This window comes from Pseudoalteromonas sp. H103, from assembly GCF_001469205.1.
Classification (GTDB): Bacteria; Pseudomonadota; Gammaproteobacteria; order Enterobacterales; family Alteromonadaceae; genus Pseudoalteromonas; species Pseudoalteromonas carrageenovora.
The window spans coordinates 1-16596 of record NZ_LOFG01000018.1 but is presented as its reverse complement, the minus strand read 5'-3'; the positions used below and the strand labels follow the sequence as shown (position 1 = coordinate 16596).

The 16596-nt window shown below is 38.9% G+C and carries 13 protein-coding genes; 12 read left to right on the top strand and 1 reads right to left on the bottom strand.

The annotated features are described in order from the left end of the window. The first annotated feature begins 95 nt into the window (after positions 1 to 95). The 5 genes from ATS74_RS15725 (at position 96) to ATS74_RS15705 (ending at position 7365) form a co-directional block, all read left to right on the top strand. A complete protein-coding gene (locus ATS74_RS15725; RefSeq protein ID WP_058549818.1) occupies positions 96 to 1826 on the top strand; it encodes an ATP-binding protein in 1731 nt (576 codons plus the stop codon). Further along, a complete protein-coding gene (locus ATS74_RS15720; protein ID WP_058549817.1) occupies positions 1819 to 3183 on the top strand; it encodes a sigma-54-dependent transcriptional regulator in 1365 nt (454 codons plus the stop codon). Before ATS74_RS15725 ends, ATS74_RS15720 begins: the two co-directional genes overlap by 8 nt. 175 nt (positions 3184 to 3358) lie before the next feature. Continuing rightward, complete coding sequence (locus ATS74_RS15715; RefSeq protein WP_058549816.1) at positions 3359 to 4315, top strand: porin; 957 nt, start codon at positions 3359 to 3361, stop codon at positions 4313 to 4315. A gap of 9 nt (positions 4316 to 4324) precedes the next feature. Beyond that, entirely contained in the window at positions 4325 to 5800 is a 1476-nt protein-coding gene (locus tag ATS74_RS15710) for an SLC13 family permease (protein ID WP_058549815.1), read from the top strand. A gap of 146 nt (positions 5801 to 5946) precedes the next feature. Next, positions 5947 to 7365: a coniferyl aldehyde dehydrogenase gene (locus ATS74_RS15705; RefSeq protein ID WP_058549814.1), complete on the top strand. Its 1419-nt coding sequence runs from the start codon at positions 5947 to 5949 to the stop codon at positions 7363 to 7365. A 67-nt stretch (positions 7366 to 7432) separates the two neighbouring features. On the opposite strand, the gene ATS74_RS15700 is transcribed toward ATS74_RS15705, so the two are convergent. Next, a complete protein-coding gene (locus tag ATS74_RS15700) occupies positions 7433 to 8158 on the bottom strand; it encodes a tetratricopeptide repeat protein (protein WP_058549813.1) in 726 nt (241 codons plus the stop codon). Between the two features lie 588 nt (positions 8159 to 8746). Here ATS74_RS15700 and ATS74_RS15695 point away from each other — a divergent pair. The 7 genes from ATS74_RS15695 to ATS74_RS15665 all read left to right on the top strand — a co-directional run bounded on the left by ATS74_RS15695 (position 8747) and on the right by ATS74_RS15665 (position 16505). Continuing rightward, a complete protein-coding gene (locus tag ATS74_RS15695) occupies positions 8747 to 9610 on the top strand; it encodes a DUF6279 family lipoprotein (RefSeq protein ID WP_058549812.1) in 864 nt (287 codons plus the stop codon). A 74-nt stretch (positions 9611 to 9684) separates the two neighbouring features. Further along, positions 9685 to 10704 (top strand): XdhC family protein, encoded by a 1020-nt coding sequence (locus tag ATS74_RS15690; RefSeq protein ID WP_058549811.1) that lies wholly within the window; start codon positions 9685 to 9687, stop codon positions 10702 to 10704. Between the two features lie 2 nt (positions 10705 to 10706). After that, entirely contained in the window at positions 10707 to 11303 is a 597-nt protein-coding gene (locus tag ATS74_RS15685) for a nucleotidyltransferase family protein (protein ID WP_058549810.1), read from the top strand. 77 nt (positions 11304 to 11380) lie between these two features. After that, entirely contained in the window at positions 11381 to 11869 is a 489-nt protein-coding gene (locus ATS74_RS15680) for a (2Fe-2S)-binding protein (protein WP_058549809.1), read from the top strand. Positions 11870 to 11881: 12 nt separating this feature from the next. Continuing rightward, positions 11882 to 14173, top strand: coding sequence for a xanthine dehydrogenase family protein molybdopterin-binding subunit (locus ATS74_RS15675; protein WP_058549808.1), 2292 nt, complete (start codon positions 11882 to 11884; stop codon positions 14171 to 14173). 167 nt (positions 14174 to 14340) lie between these two features. Next, complete coding sequence (moaA, locus tag ATS74_RS15670; RefSeq protein WP_058549807.1) at positions 14341 to 15312, top strand: GTP 3',8-cyclase MoaA; 972 nt, start codon at positions 14341 to 14343, stop codon at positions 15310 to 15312. A 155-nt stretch (positions 15313 to 15467) separates the two neighbouring features. Continuing rightward, on the top strand, positions 15468 to 16505 hold the full coding sequence (locus ATS74_RS15665) for a GGDEF domain-containing protein (protein WP_058549806.1): 1038 nt from the start codon (positions 15468 to 15470) through the stop codon (positions 16503 to 16505). Positions 16506 to 16596: the final 91 nt, after the last annotated feature.

Genomic DNA, 16596 nt, shown 5'->3' with positions numbered 1-16596 from the left:
AAACACACTTGTTAACAAAAAGTTTATATCCCTGCATCATATAAGTAGGTACACTAGCGCCCTAAAATTTTTCAGGCTATTTTTACGGGCAGGCCATGTTTTCGTTTTCAAAAAACATAATAACCATATGTTTATTATTAGTTTTAATTTTAGTTGTTACATTTTGGGTTGGACGCGCTCACGATGTAGAAAAAGCAACAGTTCAAGCGCAGCGTCAGGTTACTCAATTAAACGATTATATTGATACTGAACTCGCTCGTTTTTCAGCTATTCCTCAGCTACTTACTTACAATCAGTTAATGATTGAATTTGCAAACGGCAATCAAGCCCATTACAACGCCATAAATAACTATTTAGCTGATATACAACAAGCCAGTGGTGCATCAGATATATTTGTACTTAATGCGCAAGGTGCAGTGACAGCAAGTAGTAACTGGCAAGCCGATTACACCTTTTTAGGCAGTAACTTTGCCTTTAGGCCTTACTTTAAACGTGCATTTGCAGGTGAAAAAGTTGCCTACTTTGCACTAGGTATGCGTTCAAAAGAGCGCGGAATTTATTTTTCGCAGGCTGTTTATCACGACAACAAAGCAGTGGGTGTTGTTGTATTAAAAGTAAATGTAAGCAAATTTGAAAACGACAGAGAGCTTTTAAATACATCTAAAGGTAGCCATTTTTATTTAGAGCTAAGTGATAAAGTAATTGCTATGTCTGATATGCAAACATGGCGTTTAAATAGCTTTAGCGAGTTTGATATAGCAAAGCGACGTAATATAAAATTACGCCGCGCTTATTTAGATCATCAACCTGTATATATCGAGCAATTTCAGTATACAAGCCAAGGTATTTCGCATTTTAAAATTAATAAAAAGCTTTATGTGAGTGCAACAAAACCACTGCGTTATTTTAGCGCACGTATGCACGTACTTGTTGATATTACAAAAGTAAATGCAGATCAATTAATACGCTTGTTTTGGGCATTTAGTATTTATGTTCTAGTTATTATTGTTGGTTATAGTTTACTTGCTCGTTTTACGGGTTATAAAAAGCTAGTTTACTCAAGACATAGTCTTGAGCAAAAAGTGATAGAGCGCACTCAAGAGCTTGAAAAAACGCAAGTTGCATTAGTTCAATCAGCAAAGCTTGCAACAATAGGGCAATTAAGTGCAGGTATTAATCACGAAATAAACCAGCCTCTTAGTGCTATTAATACTTACCTAGCAAGCGCTAAACGTTTACTTGCTAAACAAAATTACACTGCACTTGGCGAAAGCATTACGGTGGTTGAGGGGCTTGTAGGTCGCGTTCACAAAATAGTGGGACAGTTAAAGCATTTTAGCAAACCATCACAAACCCAGTTAAGGCCTTATCCGCTAGCGGGCTTATTAAATAACGCTTTAATGATTGCCAGCTCACAACTAAAGCAAGATAACGTACACGTAGAGCAGCCTAATTTAGATGGCGGGTTAATAGTGTGGGTTGATTCACTTAAATTTGAGCAAGTGTTAGTTAATTTAATAACCAACGCAAGCCAAGCTATGAATGGCGCAATAATACGTAAATTAAGTTTTAATGTTGAGTGCTTTGATAGCCGAGTAAAACTCTCAATTTTAGATACTGGGCCTGGGATAGAGCAACATGCTTTTGGGAATATTTTCGAACCTTTTTATAGTACTAAAGAGAGTAACGGCTTAGGCCTTGGGCTATCTATTTCAAAACAAATTATTGATTCGTTTAATGGCTCTTTAAGTGCGCATAATCGACTACAAGGCGGGGCTGAGTTTATAATCAGTTTATCAAGCACGCAGGATAAAACAGATGATTGAAAACTCACAGTGTAAGCACATTATTGTAGTTGATGATGAAGCGATGATCAGAGATTCATTAAAGCAATTACTTACCCTCGAGGGTTATACAGTTGAATGCTTTAATGATGCAAGTACGGCTCTAACAAAGCTTAATCGTCGTTTCATGGGCGTTGTACTGAGTGACATAAACATGCCTGCAATGGATGGCCTTACACTGCTTGAGCAAGTAACGGCGTTCGACAGCGAACTGCCTATCATATTTTTAACAGGGTACGCAGATGTAACTATTGCTGTTAAAGCTATGCAATTAGGCGCGTATGACTTATTTGAAAAGCCAGTAAATGAAACATTACTTGATTGCATCGCAAGAGCCTGCGACAAGCGAAGTCTAGTAATACAAAACCGTGCACTTAAGCTCGCTGTTAAAAAAACGTCAGCGCCCGGAGTAAGAATATTAGGCGATACGCCTAAAATGCAAGACATGATGCACTTACTTAACACGGTAATTGATACGCCAGCAGATGTAATGATTGAAGGGGAAACAGGCACAGGCAAAGAGCTTGTCGCTCGTTATTTACATGATCAAAGTATCCGATGTGAAAGTAACTTTGTTGCTATAAATTGCGGCGCAGTACCAGAGCAATTAATTGAGAGCGAATTATTTGGAGCCGCTAGTGGCGCTTTCACTGGGGCTACGCATGCGCGAAAAGGCAAGTTTGAATATGCCCAAGGTGGAACCGTATTTTTAGATGAAATAGAAAGTACACCGTTGTCTTTACAGGTAAAATTATTGCGCGTTTTAGAAGAGCGTAAAGTAACCCCGGTAGGTGAAAACACCCCAATTAATTTAGATATACGCATTGTAGCTGCCACTAAAGTAAATTTACTTTCACTTGTTGAAAAAGGTGAATTTAGAGCCGATTTATATTATCGACTAAGTTTAGTAAAAGTAGACATTCCGCCACTTAGAGCTCGAAAAGCTGACATAGTATTACTGTTTAAGCATTTTAGCTCTATTGCCGCAACACGCTATCATAAGCCGCCAGCGCCACTCAATAGTGAAATACAGCAGCGATTATTAGCATACGATTGGCCGGGCAATGTAAGAGAGCTTAGAAACCAAGCTGAGCGCGCGGTTTTATTAGGAGTAGAGCTTGCTTTTAGTGTTAGTAAAACGCAGGCTAAAGGTGAGCTTTCACCCGACTTAAGCTTATCTGAAAAAGTAACTTTTTATGAGCAGTCATTAATTGAAGAAGCCCTAGAGCGTAATCATGGCAGTATTAAAAATACGATGGATACACTGCAAATAGCTCGTAAAACCCTTTACGATAAAATGAGTAAATACAACTTAAACCGCGATATGTTTATTGACTGAATGTGTGGTTTACGTGACAGCTTCGTTTTTATGATGTGTGGGAAACCGCACATTAGTTGTCTTTTTTATATCTAAAAATAGCTAACTACCTAAAATTTAATAACATTTTATCATTGGCAGTAAAGTTGCCTTATTAGACCTGACAACAAGTAGATTCTAATAATTAGGACACATAATGATAAAGTTTACACACTCTACTATTTTACTCACCTCAATAAGTAGCTTGGCTTTTTATTCGCACACGGCTTGCGCTACTGAATATGACGTTTATGGTAAAGCCGAAGTGCAAATTGCTAATACAGATACAGGTATTATGCGCTACGCAGATAAAGGGACACAGATTGAAGCGCCATTTTCGAGAATTGGTATTCAAGGGCAGCATAAATTAAATGAATATTTAAACGTTGTTTTTAAATACGAAGTGCAAGTTAAAGGCTTTGAGCAAGATGACACCGAAGAGCCCTTTAGTGCAAGAAACACCTATCTTGGTTTAAAAGGTCAATTTGGTGAGCTGGTAGTGGGAAGAAACGATACCCGCTTTAAATACTCTGAGGGAAAAGTCGATAACTTTAACGAAACCCAAGGCGATATAGCCCAAGTTATTGCAGGGCAGGATAGACTTGGCGATACGCTAACATACACTTCTAAGTATTGGCATAATACGCAATTTTCGTTTACTTACGCCCCAAAAGACGACAATAAAGATAATGAAGCTGGATTTGCAGCGACCGTTATTTATGGTGATCGTAGCTTAAAAAACACTTCATATTACTTTTCAGTAAGCCATGTTGACTCTCTTAATAATATTAATGCAAGCCGAATAGCAGCTGCCTATAAATTTGAACAATTAAAGCTCGGGGCACTGTACCAGCATTCTGAATCAACAGATGGTATAAAGTCGGGTAACGGTTATGTGTTAAGTGCAAGTTATACGCTTGATAAATGGGTACCTAAATTACAGTTCGCTAAAGATGACTCTTTGCTTCGTCAAGCATCAGATGCAACGCAGTGGACAACAGGAGTAGATTACGTATTTGATAAACAAACCACCGCTTACTTACTCTATACTGATTTAGACCTACAAGAGAACGCCGATAATAGCGTTGCACTTGGCTTAAAATACAAATTTTAGGAATTAACAATGACTCAATTAACACACAAAAAATCAGATCCTAAAAAGCCTAAAATGCAATGGTTATGGCTATTACTTGGGCCAAGTATTATGTTGCTTACATGTTTAATAGCACCGCCAATAGGGATGTCTGAAGCCGCTTTTAAAACAGCAGGTCTGGCGTTTTGGATGGCTTCGTGGTGGGTAAGTGAAGTAGTGCCTATCCCTGCAACGGCTTTATTGCCGATTGTTATTTCCCCCTTAGTTGGTATTGCTGCCATTAAAAGTGTAACTGCACCGTACGCTCACCCACTCATATTTTTATTTTTAGGGGGATTTTTAATTTCTATAGCTATGGAGCGATGGGGATTACACAAGCGTATTGCCCTTAGTACGATGCTTTATGCGGGTAAAAAACCAAGTTTACAAATATTAGCAATGATGTTGGTAACAGCCTTTTTATCTATGTGGATGTCAAACACAGCCACTGCGGTAATGATGTTGCCTATAGCATTATCTATTACACATTTAGTAAAACAATCAGACCCAAGTAATGAAGGGTTTGGCAAAGCGTTGCTACTTAGTATTGCTTATGGTGCAAGCATTGGCGGGATTGCCACTTTGATAGGTACCCCTCCTAATGCACTCATGGCAGCGTACTTATCAGATAGTTACAAAATTGAAATTGGCTTCGCACAGTGGATGCTTGTTGGCGTGCCGTTAAGTATTAGCATGTTGATAATAAGCTGGCTGTGGTTAACTAAATTTGCTTACAAAGTAGATGAAAACGTTAAGAATAATCAAAGTATTGATACAAAAGCGGTATTCACAAAACAGTTAAGTGAATTAGGCACAATGCAGCACGCAGAAAAAGGCGTTTTATTTGTATTTATATTAGCAGCGTTATGCTGGATTTTTAGACCAATCCTGGCAGATTTAAGCGGTTTATCAATATCAGACACTGCTATCGCCATAGCGGCAGCACTATTATTATTTGTATTACCGGCCAATAAGGGCAGTAATGAGCGAATACTTGACTGGAAAAGTGCATCAAGTGTTCCTTGGGGTGTATTACTTTTATTTGGTGGTGGTTTAACACTTGCTTCGCAAATAAAGGCATCTGGGTTAGCCGATTACATCGCCCATATGATTGAAGGCGCAAGTGCAATTCCACTTGTGATGAGTGTGCTGGTGGTGGTTGCATTAATTACATTTTTAACTGAGATAACGAGCAATACAGCCACGGCCGCTGGGTTTTTACCATTACTCGGGCCTGTTGCAGAGTCAATTACAGGTTCACCTTTAGTATGGGTAATACCTGCTGCTATTGCATGTAGCTGCGCGTTTATGATGCCTGTAGCCACGCCGCCTAATGCTATTGTGTTTGGCTCTGGACAGATACAAATGCGCGATATGATCCGCGCAGGTTTTGTACTCAATATTGTCGCTATTGTATTAATTACGCTAGTAACGATGACTATTGCAGCGCAAGTATTTGGCTTTTAATTATCCTCTAAATTAGTTCCAACCAACCCTATGAGCAGCCTAAAATTTAATTTAGGCTGCTATTTAATTACATTAGTTAGTGTTATTGCTCGAAAAACAGAACAAGGTTATAGTCCTTTGTAACTTTAAAAATTGAGTAATCTATTTTGAGCACCGACACATCTGACACACAGCCACTCATTTCCCAATTTGATGAATTACAAAAGAGCTTTAAAAACACGCCCTATTTAGCAATTGATAAACGTATTGTTTTATTAAAAAAACTGCGTGTGCGTATTGTTAGCCTAGAGCAAGAGCTGGTAGATGCAGCCTCAAAAGATTTTGGCTACAGAACCGCGTTCGACACTTTACTTGGCGATATATTACCTACAGTGCAAACACTTGCGCACATTATAAAAAAGTTGCCTAAATGGGCTAAGCCCAGTAATCGTTCAGTGGGTTTAAGTTTATGGCCTTCAAAAGTAAGTGTTAATTATCAGCCAAAAGGTGTGGTTGGTATTATTGCCCCGTGGAATTACCCAATTCAGTTAGCTTTAGTGCCCGTGCTTACAGCTATAGCGGCAGGTAATAAAGTGATGCTAAAACTTAGTGAGTTTACACCGCACACCAATGCTGTAATCGAACAAATATTTAAAGACGACATGCAAGCGCACTGTAAAATAATACAAGGCGGTAGTGATGTGGCGGCGCAATTTTCGGCGCTCCCTTTTGCCCATATTTTGTTTACGGGCTCAACAAGTGTCGGCAAGTTAGTTATGGCCTCTGCCAGTCGTAATTTAACGCCAGTAACACTTGAACTTGGTGGAAAATCGCCAGTCATCATTACGCAAAATGCAGATATTAAAAAAGCTGCTCAAGCTTTATTATTTGGAAAAATGGCTAACGCAGGGCAAATATGTGTAGCCCCTGATTACGTATTTGTACCAAAAGCGCTTGAGCATCAACTTATTCAGCAGCTGTGCGAACTCTACAAGAAGCATTTTAAAGATGGTGTTGAAGGTAAAAACTTAACCTCAATTATTAGTGATGCACACTATAAACGGTTATCAAGTTATTTAGAGCAAGCACAAGAGCTTGGTGCAAACATTGTTAAGCCACTTGAGCAAAATCAGCAAGATGAGCAAAAACATCGAATGGGTCTGCATTTAGTGACTCAAGTGACTGACGAAATGCAGCTTATGCAAGAGGAGTTATTTGGTCCAATACTACCAATAATGAGCTACGAGACGCTTGATAGCGCTATTGATTATATTAAGGCAAATCATCACCCATTAGCACTTTATATTTTAGGCCAAGATAAAAACGCTCAAGAGTATATTATGAAACAAACAATTAGCGGCACCGTTGCCGTTAACGATACTTTAGTACAAGTAACCGCAGACGATGTACCTTTTGGTGGAGTAGGGCATTCAGGAATGGGGCATTATCATGGTATTGAAGGGTTTTTAACGTTTAGCCACGCAAAAAATACATTAGTATCGGGCTCATTTAACCCGCGCATTGGTTTATTACTCAAACAAAGCAAGCTCATTATTAAATTATTAAAGTGGCTTTACATAAAATAGTTTTAAATTAAAAGGCTGAATTACATGAGTAACCCAGCCTTTATAATTTTAATTGTTAGATAGTAAACTAAAACAAACGACCTTCACCAGCATAAGTGCCGGCCTGAATTTTTGCATAAATTGCGTCGGCTTTTTCTTTAGCTTCTTCTATTTCTTTAGGTAGCATTTTACGTTCATCGAGTTTACGGCTATGGCTTGCTTCCATGTTACCGTTGTACTCTGCAATGGTGTTCCAAATATAAGATTTTTCTAAATCTTTTGGCATACCTAAGCCTTCAAAATACATTAGTGCCAAGTTAAATTGTGCTAATGAGTAATTATTAGCGGCGGCTTTTTCGTACCACGTGCGAGCTTGCTTATAATCACGTGTAACGCCTACGCCGTTTGAGTACATTACACCTAAATTAAACTGAGCAGCAGGCAAGTTCTTTTTAGCGGCCTTTTCAAATAGGCTTACAGCCATTTGATGATCAAGCTTTACGCCTTTACCCTCGTCGTATAAAACAGCAAGAGCAAACATAGAGTCAGGATGGTTCTTTTTAACACCTTGTTGATAAAGCGACGCTGCTTTGTAGTAATCGCGTGTTACACCGTATCCACCTTCGTACAGTTTGCCTAGCTCGTAAATCCCTGGAGCAAAGCCTTTATCCGCAAGGTATTCAAATTCTTTTAGGGCGACTGCAAATTCACCTTCGTTAGCGGCTCTAATGCCATCCTCTAACGTTGCATTAGCAAAAGGGCTGGCAAGTAAAACGCCTGCAAGAACGAGTGCTTTTAAATTAAACTGTGACATAACAATGTCTCCAATTATTAATAGTTACGATAGGTATTAAATTTTTGCGCTATTTACGCATTATAAACGTTTAATACTCAGTACATACAATGATGATTAAATCGTTTACTGTTTATAAATGCAAAAATGAGTGCCTAGAATTATGTTTTACGCCTGCTTTGATAAAAACGCAAGGTGAGCGCTTTTAAGGTAACGTGGATAAAACACAGCTCTGTAAACACTTATATATTAAGTTAAGCATATTGGCTTTAGGTGTGTAAGATACAGATTTTACAGAAAATTTAAAGGAATAAAAAAAGCCCGTTAGGGCTTTTTGGAGTCATATTAACCGTCACTAATATGAGCAATGTAGCAAGTAGATGTGATTTTTTATGCTATTACTTCAATTGAGTAAGTAATAACACTAAGCGGCACGTTCTTGTTTAATGTGTCAGCATCCTTGCTGAATACTCTTCCATGGGCACTGAGGTCGGTACATTTCGTTTCTGGTAATGATTATTAGTTAGATTACCAAGCAAGTCAATATTTAAATGATAATTATTATCAAGTAAGGTTTTCGGAATTATAAAATTTAAAATAAGGAAAGTGATGCTTAATAATCTTAAAACTAAAAAAGTAATAAATGCATGCTTTGCTATCAGCATGGTATTTTTGTGTAGTTGTTCAGCTTCATTTACTTACAACAACTTGAGCTGGCTTTCGTCATTTTGGGTGGATGATTATATTGATTTAAATAAAACTCAAAATAAGCAGCTTAAACAGATCATTAATACGACCCAAGCCTGGCACAGAAGTACGCAGCTGCCTGCCTACAAACAAGATATTCAAAACATTAGGTCACTTTTTAACAGCACGCTAAGCACCGAGCAGTTAAAAAAACAGGTGGTTTTTGCCAAAAAGCATTGGCAAAATCTACTCGAATACGCGCACATGCCTTTAGCTGAACTCGGGGCATCCTTATCAAGTGAGCAACGCGGTGAGCTACTAAGTAATATTCAAAAACAAATAGATGAAGAGCGCGAGGAGTTTAACGAACAGACACCGCTTGAGCGTAAAAACGATCGTTTAGAAGAGCAAATCGAATATTATGAAAAATGGGTAGATGAACTAACTAATGATCAAAAAGCACTAATAATTACAGCTAACGAGCAGCATAAAGACTCCAAATCACTGTGGTTAGAGTATAAACAAAACCGTTTAAATGTGGCTATTGAGATATTTAAAAACAAAAACTTAACGCAAAACGAATTAATAGCTCAGTTAAGTACAGTAATAAAAGAACGCGAGCGCTACATGAGCGAAACGCTACTTAAAACAAATGAAGAAAACCTCAATTTATATATTAATTTATTGTACCAATTAAATACCACACTCAGCGATAAGCAACGCCAAAGCGTAAATGATCAATTTGATGAGTTAATTGGTACGTTAAACGATATAATACAAAGCTAAGTTACTGAATCGGTTATTTATTGACTGTTTTGTTAGTTTGTTAGCCGCAGAAGACGTTTTAGTAAAGGCAATATATGGTTACTGATTTAAAAAGCATTCTAAATACTTGGCATGCTCAAAAAGATACTCAGGAATGGGTGTTAGCTACTTTATACAAAATAGAAGGCTCTAGTTACAGAAAACTAGGCGCTATGATGCTTATATCGAGTTTAGGGCAGCGATTAGGAATGCTCTCAGGTGGTTGCTTAGAGGCAGATATTCAGCGCCATGCCAAACAAGTAATGGGCACTTTAACCAGTAAAACAATTAGTTATGATGCAACCGATGAGGACGATTTAACATTTCAACTTGGTATAGGTTGCGGTGGTATTGTACACATATTATTGCAGCCTATTCATAAGAATAATGAATATTTACAATTAGATCATGTATTTAAAGCATTAAGTGACAACAAGCCCGGTCAATACTCCCAACAAGTTACCCCAGTTTTACCCCAAGGTAGTGGTGTGTTTACACAAAATGATGAGCAACACGACTTATCGATGAACCGAAAAGCTAAATTAGTTGAGATCAATCATGCCACTTGGCTTCAAACCTCAATCTATCCGCCACCTCATTTGTTAATAGTAGGAGGCGGTGCAGACGCAATCCCTGTTTATACGTTAGCAAAGCAGCTTGGCTGGAGTGTGAGCGTTTGGGATACGCGCGCTGCTAATGCCAAAAGGGAATACTTTAAAAATGCTGATGCTATTTTACGCTGCTCACCAAGTGAATTAAAAACGTATTGTGAAAAACACAAAGTAGATGCCGTCATTTTAATGGCCCATAGTGTTGAATTAGATGCCAGCGTACTTGCACAGTTTGTAAGTTTACCGTTTAAATATATTGGTTTACTAGGCCCAGCACACAGGCGAGAGCAAGTGCTACAACATGCAAATACCACTATTAAAAATGTACACGCACCAGTATTTGGCCCTGTGGGGTTAAATTTAGGCGGAGATTCGCCCGAGAGCATTGCGCTTTCGTTAATAAGTGAAATACATGCGGTGCTTAGTAATAAAAATGCGCAATCGTTAAGTAATTGGGGGCATTAGGTTTGCTAATTGCAAAAGTGATTTTGGCTGCTGGGCAATCATCGCGTTTTAACGGCTGTAAATTAATTGCCAATGTGGGGTTTGGGCAAACCATGATTGAGCGAGCGGTTAAAACGCTTCAAGCACTTGATGATTCGGTTGTTTACGTAGTAACAGGCGCTTGGCATCAGGAAATTGAACAGGCACTTTATGGTTATACAAATGTTCAGCTTATTGAAAACAAACAATGGGGTAAAGGGCTAGGGGGGAGCATTGCAACGGCAACTGAGGCTGTCTCTAAGCTAAACACCTACGATGGTTTTTTGTTTATGCTGGGCGATCAGGTGGAATTACAAACGCAGCAAGTACATGAGTTAGTTAAAGGGTTTACTCATACACCTTCGCGCTGGTGCGCAGATTACGGCGAACGCTTAGGGGTACCTGCTATATTCCCAGCTGTTGATTTATCCAAGCTTGCAAGCTTAACTTCAGATAAGGGGGCGCAACACTTATTGCGCAGTAAAAACGAAATCGTAAATACAATTAATATAAGTCATGCAAAATTAGACATTGATACGCAAGAGCAGCTAAGTGATTTTTTAGCTAAGCATGAATTATAAGTACACGATAAGTAATTAAATTATATAAGTTTTAATCAAGGTTTTTAAAATCTTGGGTATTAATCAAGGGGCAAGCTATGGTGACGTTTACAATTAATGGCAAGGTGGTTGAATCACACGCAAGTGAAGATACACCATTGTTATGGGTTATTCGTGATGAAATTGGGTTAAAAGGTACAAAGTTTGGTTGTGGTATTGCAATGTGTGGTGCGTGTACTGTGCACTTAGATGGGCAAGCAACACGGTCATGTGTACTACCAATTGGCGCAATTGCGGGTAAAAACATTACCACAATTGAAGGGCTTAATAACGAACACCCTCTTCAAAAAACATGGGTTGAAGAGCAAGTACCACAGTGTGGATATTGTCAGTCTGGGCAAATAATGCAAGCTGCTACATTACTTGCTGCTAACCCAAACCCATCTGAAGAAGAAATAGTTAATCATATGAATGGCAACTACTGTCGCTGCATGGCATACAAACGCATTAAAACGGCTATTAAACGCGCTGCCGATGAGTCACAAAATGTTGTTAACATTTTTGATCCAAATGCCCAAGACGCTTAACTGGAGCCTGTAATGAAAAAATTATTTCAAAAAAATAGCGAAACCGTTAATTTAAATCGTCGCTCGTTTATGATTGGTACTGCCAGCGCAGGTTTGGTGATGGCATTTGCACCCGCTCTATTTTCAGGCTCGTTAAGTGCAAAAGAGTCAATTACACAGCAAGCTTTTTCACCAACAATTTGGTGGACTATGAGCAGCGATGGCGCAGTAGAAGTCAGTATTGCTAAAGCTGAAATGGGTCAACATATTGGTACTGCATTGGCGCGTATTGTAGCTGATGAGCTAGAGTGCGATTGGGATAAAGTATCAATTACTTATGTAGACACTCACGAAAAATGGGGTTACATGGTAACGGGTGGTTCATGGTCGGTATTTCAAAGCTTTAAGCCGTTATCGCAAGCGGGCGCTGCGGGCAGAATTGCATTAATAGATGCAGGGGCTGCTATGCTGGGTGTACCGTCGAGTAAATGCCATGCTGAAAAAGGTCACATTATTTGTGGTGATAAATCTCTAAATTACGCTGACATTGTTAAAAAAGGCGAGTTTAACCGTACTTTTAGTAGTGAAGAAGTGGCAAAGCTACCATTAAAACCGGCTAATAAACGTCATTTAACTGGGCTAAAGCAAGACTTTAGAGCGCTTGATATACCTGCTAAAACAAATGGTACAGCTGTTTACGGCATTGACGTAGAAGTAGAGGGCATGCTGTACGCTCGACCTGTTATTCCACCAACGCGTTATGGCAGCACAGTAACTAATGTTGATGATACGACGGCTAAAACGATTAAAGGCTATAAAGGCTTTGAAATTTTAAACGATCCTAGCGAAACCGTTCAAGGCTGGGTTGTTGTATTAGCTGATAACTACCCAAGTGCAATAAAAGCGGTAGATGCACTAAAAGTGACCTATAAAAAGGGTAAAACCGCGAATGTAACCGAAGCCGATATTCAAAATGAAGGCAAACGATTATGTGAGCAAAGTGACTCAGGCACATTATTTGTTGATGAAGGCGATATTAAAAACACGCAAGCCAATGCCAATGAATCATTAGAGTCGATGTACACCACGGCTACGGCAAGTCATTATCAGCTAGAGCCACTCAATGCGCTGGCTGAATTTAAAGACGGTCAGTGGATAATTCATACGGGTAACCAGTGGCAATCACTTACATTACCAGCCATTGCAAAAGCGCTTGAAGTAGCCCAAGAGAAAGTCATAATTCGCCCTTATTATTTAGGCGGAGGCTTTGGACGTCGTTTATTTGGTGATTGGACCGTACCTGCAGCCCTCACTGCAAAAGCTGTTGGTAAGCCCGTTAAACTTGTATTTACACGAGCGGACGATAGCTTATTCGATCAGTCTCGCTCTGCATCAGCTGCAAAAATGACGGCGTCTTTTGATAAAAGTGGCGCTTTTACTGGTTTAGAACATGCATTTGCTGCAGGCTGGCCTACTAAAGCAATGGCACCTGGATTTTTATCTCCAGGGGTTGATGGTAATGGTAAATTTGATGCATTTTCAGCATCGGGTGCAGATCATTGGTATAGCATGAGTAGTCACCGAGCACGTGCCATTAATAACGAAATAGCACAAAGTACATTTACCCCTGGTTGGCTGCGCTCAGTTGGTCCTGGTTGGATTGCATGGAGCCTTGAATCGTTTATTGACGAAATTTCCCATAAGCAAGGCAAAGATCCGGTTCAATTTAGAATCGAAATGCTAGACGGGAAAGGTAAGCAAGCGGGTAAAGCGCCCGAAAGTGTGGGCGGTGCACTGCGTTTACGTAATGTGCTTAAAAAGGTGTCAGATAAAGTGGCCTCTGTTAAGCTTGGCCAAGATGAGGGTATCGGTTTTTCAGTGAGTTCTGGGCAAGAGCGTACAATGCCAGCATGGCTTGCAACCGCAGCACATGTCCATGTTAATCGAGATAGCGGTAAAATAACGCTTAAAAAATTATATGTAGTTGTAGATGCAGGGCTAATTGTTCACCCAGATGGTGCATTAGCACAAATTGAAGGCTCTTTACTGTGGGGCAGTAGCCTTGCATTACATGAGTCAAATACGTATAAAGATGGGCAGGTATCGGCAACTAACTTTAATACTTATTTACCACTAAGAATGCAAGATGTTCCAGATATGGACATTGAATTTTTACAAAGTGATGAGTTTCCAGTTGGTTTAGGTGAGCCTGGAGTTATAGGTGTTGCGCCAGCCATAGGTAATGCAATATTTAACGCAGTAGGCGTGCGTTTACGTGATTTACCTATGAAGCCAAGTGAAGTTAAAAAAGGGCTAAAAGCCTAAAACAAATATAATTTAAGGGACTACTTATGTAGCACCTTAGTTATTATTACCAATGCGCGTAATTATGTATTACTGCGCATTGGTACTACATCATATTGTTTTGCAATTATTATGTATTAATAGGTACGGCAACTGTTTTACCTGTTGGTATAAGTTAAGGTTTGTTTATGCTAATCGACCCTACAGGGCGAGAATTTAGTTATTTACGTTTATCTATTACAGACGTGTGTAATTTTAAATGTGTTTATTGTTTACCCGATGGTTATCAAGGCGGCCAAGAGCGCGGTTTTTTAAGTGTTAATGAAATTAGCAATACGCTTAAAGCCTTTGCCCATCACGGTATAGAAAAAGTACGGATCACAGGCGGTGAGCCAACTTTGCGCAAAGATTTTATAGATGTTATTCGCGTTGCAAAAGATACCAGCGGCATAAAAAAAATAGCTGCGACAACGAATGGTTTCTCTCTTCATAAAAATATTCATAACTGGGTCGATGCAGGCCTAAATGCAATTAATGTCAGTATTGATACCTTAGACCCGCGTATGTTTAATACGATTACCGGGCACGATAAATTTGCATCTGTAATGAGCGGTATAGATACCGCACTTGAAACCGGTATTGAGTCGGTAAAAATAAACAGCGTGCTGATGAAGCAATACAATGGACAAGAGTTTGAAACATTTTTAAATTGGATTAAACATCGTCCGGTAACCATTCGCTTTATAGAGCTTATGCAAACAAGCGATAATAAAACATTTTTTGATGCAAACCATGTCTCGGGTCAGTCTTTAAAAGTGAAGCTATTACAAAGCGGTTGGCAGCAAATTGCGCGAAGCGCTTCTGCTGGGCCTGCTCAAGAATTTGCTCACCCAGATTACCAAGGTAAAATTGGGTTGATCATGCCCTACAGTAATGATTTTTGTAGTACATGTAACAGATTAAGGGTAACCGCTAAAGGCAATTTGCATCTGTGTTTGTTCTCTGAAGAAGGTATTTCATTAAGAGAGTATATGGGCGATAACGCAAACACCGCGCTAATGGATTTACTTTCACGGTATATTAAAACTAAAAAGCCCACCCACCTGTTACACCAAGGCAACACAGGTATAACCACAAACTTGTCTATGTTAGGTGGTTAGTATTTAGCTAAAAAGCGGCAGTTGTGTACCTAAAGTAGTAAAGCTGTCCCGGTAATGTGAATAATGCCTGTATTAACAAGGTTTTATTTCTTCAAAGCTTGTTAATTTGTTTTTTCAGGTTACAATTATTTTTTGTTTTTTATTAAGTTAATTGAATGGATATCGCAGCTCTTAATAGTACTAAATCATTAAGAAAGAGCGTTCTTAGTTGGATGTGTCTTTGCTTTGGTTTTTTGTCGTTTGCATTTGCGGTCTTTAACTTAACAGTAAACAATTTTGCGCTACTGGGTTATATCGAAGTCTTCTTTTCAATTTATTGTTTTTTCACCTATATATCACTCTTACGTCGCCCATTAAGATTTTGGCAGTCTATAGTTATGTGCGCACTTATAACGCTCATTGTTATTTTAGCTACTGCGCTTGCTACACCACATAATGGGGTATTTGTATGGTCGTTCGCATTACCTATTTTGTTTTACTTATTGTTAGGTAAGCAATACGGGGTTGTCTTATCTGCTAACTTGCTCGTTATACAATCTTATATTTTAGGGACTAAATCGAGCCTTAGCCCGTTTACCACTTTCAATTTATCTTTGAATTTAATGTGTGCTTATTTAAGTATTTGGGCTATCTCGCATGTTTTTGAAGGCAGTAGAGCTCATTTTTCTAAACGGCTTAAAAATTTAGCGTTACTTGACCCATTAACTGGAGCTGGTAATCGGCTCTCTATGAATCACTATTTTGAAGTGGAACTACAAGATAAGTCGCAACTATATGTATTTTTACTCGACTTAGACTTTTTTAAACAAGTAAATGATAAACACGGACATGCTGTGGGTGATAAGGTATTGGTTGAGGTAGCTACTTTACTAAGAGTGACGCTGGGTAAGGGGTATGTATTTAGAGTTGGCGGTGAAGAGTTTGCTTTATTTTGCTCTTTCCCACATGAAGACGAAGCACTTAATGCGGCTGAAAAAATAAGAGCTGATATTGAAAATACTCATTTTAAAATTGATGGTTTAGTGATTAACATTACTACCAGTATTGGTGTGGCTAAATTTAGAAGCAGTAACACGCTTGAGGGGCTAATAAACCAAGCAGATAAACAGTTGTATAAAGCAAAACGTTTTGGCCGCAATAAAGTGTATTGTAAGTTTAAAAAAGAGCCTAAATTAGAAAAGGTAATTGCTTAGGGCGTGTTGATCTTTGATGGTTGAATTTGCAGCAGTGTGTTTGGTTTTTAGGCAAGGCGGAGCCTATGAAGTGTGGTTACTCCCCATAAAT